The 7,234-nt window shown below is 68.6% G+C and carries 4 protein-coding genes; 1 reads left to right on the top strand and 3 read right to left on the bottom strand.

Annotation, left to right across the window (positions count from 1 at the left end):
- The 3 genes from IPJ59_RS20940 to IPJ59_RS20930 all read right to left on the bottom strand — a co-directional run.
- On the bottom strand, nt 1–2,346 hold a 2,346-nt coding region (locus tag IPJ59_RS20940), incomplete at its 3' end, for a LamG domain-containing protein (RefSeq protein WP_293273039.1).
- Complete coding sequence (locus IPJ59_RS20935; protein WP_293273038.1) at nt 2,324–4,132, bottom strand: LamG domain-containing protein; 1,809 nt, start codon at nt 4,130–4,132, stop codon at nt 2,324–2,326. The genes IPJ59_RS20940 and IPJ59_RS20935, both read right to left, overlap by 23 nt.
- 370 nt (nt 4,133–4,502) lie before the next feature.
- On the bottom strand, nt 4,503–5,237 hold the full coding sequence (locus IPJ59_RS20930; RefSeq protein WP_293273037.1) for a metallophosphoesterase: 735 nt from the start codon (nt 5,235–5,237) through the stop codon (nt 4,503–4,505).
- Between the two features lie 115 nt (nt 5,238–5,352).
- Between IPJ59_RS20930 and IPJ59_RS20925 the strand changes: the two genes are divergently transcribed.
- On the top strand, nt 5,353–7,206 hold the full coding sequence (locus tag IPJ59_RS20925) for an IgGFc-binding protein (RefSeq protein WP_293273036.1): 1,854 nt from the start codon (nt 5,353–5,355) through the stop codon (nt 7,204–7,206).
- Nucleotides 7,207–7,234 lie beyond the last annotated feature (28 nt).

Below are 7,234 nucleotides of genomic sequence, written 5' to 3'. Positions count from 1 at the left end.
GCTGGATTTGTCGTAGACAAAGGCCCAGTGGTGCCAGATGCCGTCGCGGTTGGCGTTGCTGGTCACGTTCAGGTCGTTGTTGTAGAACGCGAATTGAACCTGGTTATCACAGTTCTCGCCGCGCACCCCCATGAACCCGATGAACAGGCATTGGTTCGTCCCCGGGTTCGCCGTATTCTGCGTGAGGATGAAGCCCTCACGCAACGAGTCGCTGCGCCTGCACCAGAATTCGATGGTGAAGCTCGACGTGAGTTGGATGTTCGGCGCCACGACGGTCGCCGAGGTCTGGCCGTTCCAGTACATCGCGTTCAGCGGTGCCGGGGCCAGGGTACCGCTGCCGCTCAGGCTGCGATCGACGACCTTCGGGACCGAGCTCCAGCCTGACGCGCTGTCCAGCGCGTAGTACGCGAGGAGGTCGCCGCCGTCCTCCAGGACCTGGCCCGACGGATCACGCGCGAGTGGGCGATAGATGTTGTTTGCGATCGCCTGCGGGGTGCGCTCGGTGCTCCAGATGCGCACCTCGGCGACCTGGCCAGCCGGGGCCGTGACTGGGCTGAAGTCGCCGAGGGAGAGGTTTGCCGGGGGGATGTACGCCACCCAGGAAATCGGCGCCGTCCGCTGGGCCACGCCGTTGAGGTAGAGCGTCCAGCCGGACAGCGACGGGTCGGGGCTCGGCACCCAGGTGTAGCCATTCATGAGCATCGCGGAGCTGCGGCCCGTGGGGCCCTCGTCGATCGCTTGCGACCCGCTGCGCTCCTCAAAGCGCCAGCGCGAGGCCAGGCCGTTGGTGGTGGCGTCGGCGCTGTCGAGGTTGGCCCATGGGGGGTTCTGGACTGCGCTCCAGAGCCGCACCTCGCTGAGCACTCCGGTGAACGAGCTCGCGGCTGCGGGGGTCGGGGGCGTTGCGGTCATTCCCTTGCCACCGGGGGCCGCAGCGTGCGTCAGGGCGGGCGTGCAGCGGCCCAGGATCAGCGAGGCGCTGTTGCCCACGATCGGGCTGGTGTCCGAGACTGTGGGCGCGCTCGTCGGGTTGATTGTGTAGACGACCTTGGGGGCCGTGGGCGTCTGGCCGCGGATGTAGAAGGTGATTTCATCCCAGATGAACACGTTGCCGTTTGTGTCGGTCCTAGAGAGGTTGCAGCGGCGGGTGACGGCGATCGCGGTCGGGCCGGTCGGCAGGGGCGGGCCTTCCGCGTAGCAGAGATTGACGCTGGTACGCGAATAGACGAAGGTCAGATTTCCGGTGTCATTGACATAGAGCGCGTAAGGCACCCGCGATACCGTCGCGGCGCGCGTGAGCGGGTCGACCGCACCGTTACCGAGGAGGCCCCGGCTGAGGATACCCAGGGGCCAGGTCTGGTTGGCGGGAACAGACAGCCACGCCTCGATCGTCAGATCGCCGGTGATGTTGGTGCCGTCGTCGTCGCCGCAGTCGGCGAACGCGCTGGTGCCGTCGAAGCGCACCGCCGACTTCTGGCGGAACGCCGCGGCCACGTGGCTCCACTCGCCCGCCGGGATCAGGGTCGAGAGCTGAGTCGGGTCCGGGGTGGTCTGGGCCTGGATCGTCCATTGGGCGCCGGACGAATTCGCCTTGATCATGGAAGCGGCGGCGGCGAGGCCGTTGGCGGTCGATCGGAGGCCGAGCACGTACCCCGTCGCGGGGGTCGAGCCTGCGGTGGGGACATTCTGGCCGATCAGGATCTGTCCATTCGCGTTGACGGGCTTCACCCACGTCTCCAGCGTCAGATCCCAGGGCGGGGTCGCCGGGACCGCAGCGCCTTGCGCGGGTGGGGTCGCCAGCTGGAGCGGCACGTCCAAGGAGATTGCGTTCGCGATGGGCACGGCGCGAAAGCAGGCTGGCGTGCCCGCCGTCGTCGCCGTCGACTGGCTGTTGTTCAAGACGGTGACGGTGCTCGTGGAGGGCTGGACCGACACCCACAGCGATCCGCCGCTGAGCTCCGCGCCGGGCCAGGTCGACGACGCTTTCGTGTAATCGTAGGTCTGCGGGACGATCGACCCGGCTGGCGGCGGCAGCGGGGTTCCGTTGAGCACCGCCGCGAAGCTCGGAGAGTCGGTGGGCACGAGCGGCCAGGTCTCGGTCCCCAGGGTGCCATGGCTGATCAGCACAGTGCAGGTGGCGCCGCTCACCGCCGAGATCGACACGACGACGTCGTTCAGGTCGGCGCCCGCCACGGTGCCGATGAGCGCGATCGTTCCGTTCTGCCCGACGAGCTGATATTGCGGGCGGGTGACCCTCGTGTCGTAGGTCAGTGAGGAGAGGGTGGGGGAGTTCGTGCTCGTGGTGCCCCAGTAGAGGCGCAGGTCACCCGTGCTGCTGTCGAGCAATTGCGGCGACAGGGCACCTGGCGCGACGTCGAGGCGGCCGCCCGAGAGCGAGAGATAGTGCCCGTCGCTGAAGATGCGGGTGAGGGCGACGGCGCTCTGCCCGGTCAAGGATTCCAGCGTGACGACGCCCGGCGCCGCGACCAGGCGTCCGTCGGCCCCGATCGCGAAGTCGAGGACGCCGAGGTTGATGCCGACCGAGCCGCCGTCGAGGGCGAGCATCAGGTGGGCGGCGGACTTCTGCGGCTTGCTGCCGCCCGGCGGGGTCTCCTGCTGGTAGTAGAGTTGTGCGGCCAGGTTCTTGTGCCCCCCGATCACCGTGAAGCGGCTGTGGCGGAAAGCCGTGGGTCTGGAAGCTGTTGTGACGGACGCCGCCGCTCGGGGTGACTGTCGGAGCGGCGGCCTGCGGCCCGGCCCAGCCGCTGGCGGCGCTGAGGGTGCCGCTCTCCCAGATGCCATCGGGCGCCAGATCCATGAGCGTGGTCCCCTTCCCTTCATTGAGCCGGAAATAGTGCAGGAGCCCCTTTTCGTGGCCGGCGCGGCGGGCCTGCATGCCGGTCTGGATCTCGGCGGCGGAGAGGCCGATGTTCCACACCCGCAGTTCGTCGACGTAGATCGTCGAATTCGTCGTACTCGTCCCCAGGGTGAGCAACTGGCTGCCGATGGAGGCGGAGAACGAGCCGTTCGAATCACTGGCGACGGCGAGGCCATCGATGTAGAGGGTCCGCGTCGCGCCGGCATAGACGACGGCATAATGGTGCCAGTACGTATCCGGGGTCTTCGTGGACGCGAGCGCCGCAGCGCCGCCCCCGGTGCACTGGAAGCCCGTGGTAGCCGCGAAGCCGAGGACCAGTCCACCGCCGCCCTGGGTGAGGCACGAATCAGCCAGCGAGGCCTGGGATCGCCGGCACCACAGTTCAATGGTGAAGTTGCTCGGCAGCTGGACGCCCGGGAGGGTGGCCGAGACTCCGCCGCCGAGGGCGACACAGGCGTCCGCGCTGGTGGCCGTGGAGACCTGGGCCAGCGCGAGCCCGCAGGCGTGGGACAGGGGGAGGGGCGCCGCTCCCCAGTCGGCGGGTTTGGTCCACGTGTGGCCGTTGGGACAGGTGTACGTCGTGCTGCTGCCGACCTGCGTGAGCGTGCTATTGCAGGGCCGGCCGCAGGTCCCGGGATGGGGTTGAAAGTCCGGGTGGTCCCGGTTGGGACAGGCGAAGGAGAGCGAGCCGGCGAAGTCGAAGAGGCCGTCCTGCGCCTGCAAGACGCTGTATGCGTCGATCGGCCCCGCGGTGCTGTGGGCGAAGATCTGCCAGTACGATGTGCTCGCGACCGCGGTCGGGATGAGCGAGACGGTGAAGCTGTCGAAGTTCTGGACGAAGCCGAGCTCGATCGTGGGCTCGTAGAACGGTTTGCTGTTCATGTCCTTCGGGGAGAGGCAGTCCTTGTTGTTGGCCGGGAAGTCCTTGCTCCGGCTGCGCTGATAGCGGGCCTCGGACTTCTGCAGGAGCGACCCGCCCGAGAGCGAGTAGCGGTCGACGAGGAGGGCGCCATCGCCGAAGGTCCAGTTGGCCACGGCGGTGCTGGTGTTTGGCTGGTTGGACTTGCGGAAGACGAAGACGGAGGAGCCGTCGGAGATGGCACAGAACGGCGCGGGGGCGGTGAACTGCCCGGTGCTGGCGATGGTGAGGAGGTGACGGTGGTCTGGCCGAAGCTGCCCTGGCCCGCCTTGCGGATCTCCGTCGGGAAGGCGAGCGGGATGGGGCTTGTGCCGTCGGGAAGGCGGGTGGACCAATACTTCACGTCGAGCTGGGCCGGGGGGAGCGTCGGATCGTTGAAGTTGAGGACGGAGTAATAGATCACCCCGGCGGCGTCCATGGCGAAGGCGATCATCGTGCCTTGATGCAGGACGGTGGTCGTGTACGCGTAGGTCGTGCCTGCCGGTGCAGGGAAGGTCTTTGTGAAGGCCGCGTTGGTGATCAAACCGGGCATGGGACTCTCCAGATTGTTATCTACGCCGGGTGCCGCCGCTCGGCCGCACTCGCCCACCGCAATATGCGACCTGGGGGCGACGGAAAGCCAGTGATATTATCGCAAGGTGGACGTCGCCGATTCGCGGATGCGCTCAATTGGTGCGGGTATCATCCGCAATGCGCACAATCGCGTCAGTAGGCGCGGGCCGCCTCGACTTGGACGACGCGGTCCTCTTCCTGGCACCACGCGGTGAGCTGGCCGCCGTAGACGCAGCCCGAGTCGAGGCCGATCGTGTGCTTGCCGCGGTAGTGGCCGCGCCAGGCCCAGTGTCCGTGAGCGACCATGGCGGGGCCGCGATAGAAGGCGTCCCAGGGGCGGTAGGGCGGCGGGCAATCGGCGGGATCGCGGTCGAACTTGCTGCGCTCGCCGGCGGCGGTGCAGCAGCGGATCCGGGTGGCGGTGTTCACCTGCGGGGAGACCAGCCAGGCGTCGTCGTGGGGCAGGGCGTTGATGGTGGCGGCGAGCGTGGGGAGGTCGGTCCAGCGGGGGTCGAGGCCGGCGTGCACGACCCACAGATCGGGGACCTTCGCGCCTTGCGGGCCGGGCAGGTGGGCGAGGGCCGGGAGGGCGCGCAGGCGGGCCAGCAGGTCGTCGGCGTCCGGGGCAGCGAACAGGGCGGCGAGGGTGTCGCGCTTGCGGGGCCAGGCGCCGCTGTGGGTGAGCAGGGCGTAGACGTCGTGGTTGCCGAGCACGCCGTGGCCGCCGACGTCGCGCCACAGGCGGAGGGCGGCGAGCGAGTCGGGGCCGCGGTTGACGAGGTCGCCGAGGCACCACAGCTCGTCGCGCGCCGGGTCGAAGGCGATCGCGTGCAGCAGGCGCTCGAACTCCGAGGCGCAGCCCTGCAGGTCGCCGATGCACCAGCGCATGGCGTGGGAGTGTACCTGTCCTTGCGGTCCGTCATGGGTCGGGGGTGGGGAGAGGCGAGAGCATCCGCACGCGTGTGGGGTGGCTCGGCGAGCGCAGAGGCGCGACGCTGCGGCGATGTCAATCAGGTCCCCTCAGCTCCCCCTCGCGCTCCTGCTCGCCGCGGCCTGCGGCGACAGCGGTGACGCATCGACCACCAGCGTCTCGTCGACCGGCGCGACGGATCCAACGGTTGGCCCGACGGTGGGCACGACCGAGAGCAGCGCCAGCACGCCGACCACCGGCGATGTGCCGACGACCGCCGATGTGACGAGCAGCGGGTCGCAGAGCGGGACGACCGACGAGTCGGCGAGCACGACCAGCCCGCCGGCGACGACGACCGGGGTGTCGGCGACGGACGCCACGAGCGTCGGCAGCACCGGGGTGGACTGCGTGTGCGAGCCCGGCAGCAGCAACGGCTGCGACCCGGAGGGGCTCCTGACCTGCAAGCAGGACTGCAGCGGCTACGAGCCGGTCGCCTGTCCCATGGGCCAGAATTGCCTCGGCGACGCCTGCGTGGCGCAGCTGTGTCTGCCGGATGAGGTGGTGTGCGAGGGCATCGACCAGACCAAGAAGTGCAACGCGCAGGGGGACGCCTTCGAGCCGCCGGTCGCGTGCGGCCTGACCCAGCAGTGCAGCGGGGGCGCGTGCATTGAGCTTTGCGAGCTGATCAAGAGCGACCCGAGCAGCGTCGGCTGCGTGTTCCGCGGCAACAAGATGCAGAACTTCATCGAGGAGCCGTCGGCGGTGACGGTCGGCAACGTGTCGAAGACGCTGACCGCGAGCGTCTCGATGTACTACTTCGAGAACGGCGCCGAGCAGCTGGTGTCGGGGCCGCTCATGGTGATGCCGGGGAAGAGCGCGCAGTTCGACCTGCTCAAGCCAGCGCAGCCGGGGCCGGTGAGCGTGCTGCGCCCGGACTCGACCTTCAAGATCGTCAGCAACGTGCCGCTGGTGGCGTATCTGCACAGCCCGATCAAGGCGGCGGCGCACAACGACTCGTCGATGCTGCTGCCGGACCACGCGCAGCAGAAGAACTACATCATCCCGGCGTTCACGCCGAGCGTGGGCGGCAACCCGGCCTACTTCAACGTGGTGGGCCTGAAGGACGGCACCGAGGTGTCGTGGACGCCGCCGGTGGCGACGGCGGCCGGCAACGGGGTGCCGGCGGTGGCGGCGAAGGCGACGGGCAAGGTGGTGATCGGCGACTATGATCTGTTGCAGGTGAGCTCGGGGCAGAGCGACCTGTCGGGCACGATCGTCTCGCTGTCGGAGCCGGCGTGGGTGGTGGGGGCGGTGCAGTGCGTCAACGTGCCGGCCGGCGTGACCTTCTGCGACCATATCGAGGAGCAGGCGATCCCGCTCGAGTACTGGGGGCTGACCTACGTGGGGGCGCACGCGCCCAAGCGCGGCAACGAGAGCTACTGGTGGCGGGTCTACGCCGGCGAGGACAACACCACGGTCTCGATCGTGCCGGCCCAGCCGGGCTTCCCGAAGGTTCTGAACAAGGGGCAGTTCACCGAGTTCAAGACCAAGGACAGCCTCATCTTCGACGCCGACAAGCCGATCATGCCGGTGCAGTACCTCGAGGGGCAGGACGGGGGCGCGGGCACCGGTGACCCGGCGTCGTACCAGATGGTGCCGGTCGAGCAGTTCCTCGACCGCTACGTGTTCGTCACCGGCATCGGCTACAACCTGCATTACGCGCAGGTGGTGCGCGACAAGGGTGGGGCGGACGTGAAGGTCGACGGAGTGGTGGTCACCGGGTACTACGCGGTCGGGGCGTACGAGGTCGCCGACTGGAAGATCAACGAGGGTAGCCACCTGGCCGAGAGCGACGCGCCGTTCGGCATCTACCAGGTCGGCTACACGGGGGTGACCTCGTACGCGTACCCGGGCGGGCTGCGGCTGAAGGTCATCAACCCGCAGTAGCGCGGCGCGGTCTCTGAAGACGCGGTGA

The sequence above is a fragment of the Nannocystis sp. genome (assembly GCF_016714285.1).
Taxonomy (GTDB): Bacteria; Myxococcota_A; Polyangia; order Nannocystales; family Nannocystaceae; genus Nannocystis.
This window is presented reverse-complemented; position numbering and strand designations above follow the sequence as displayed.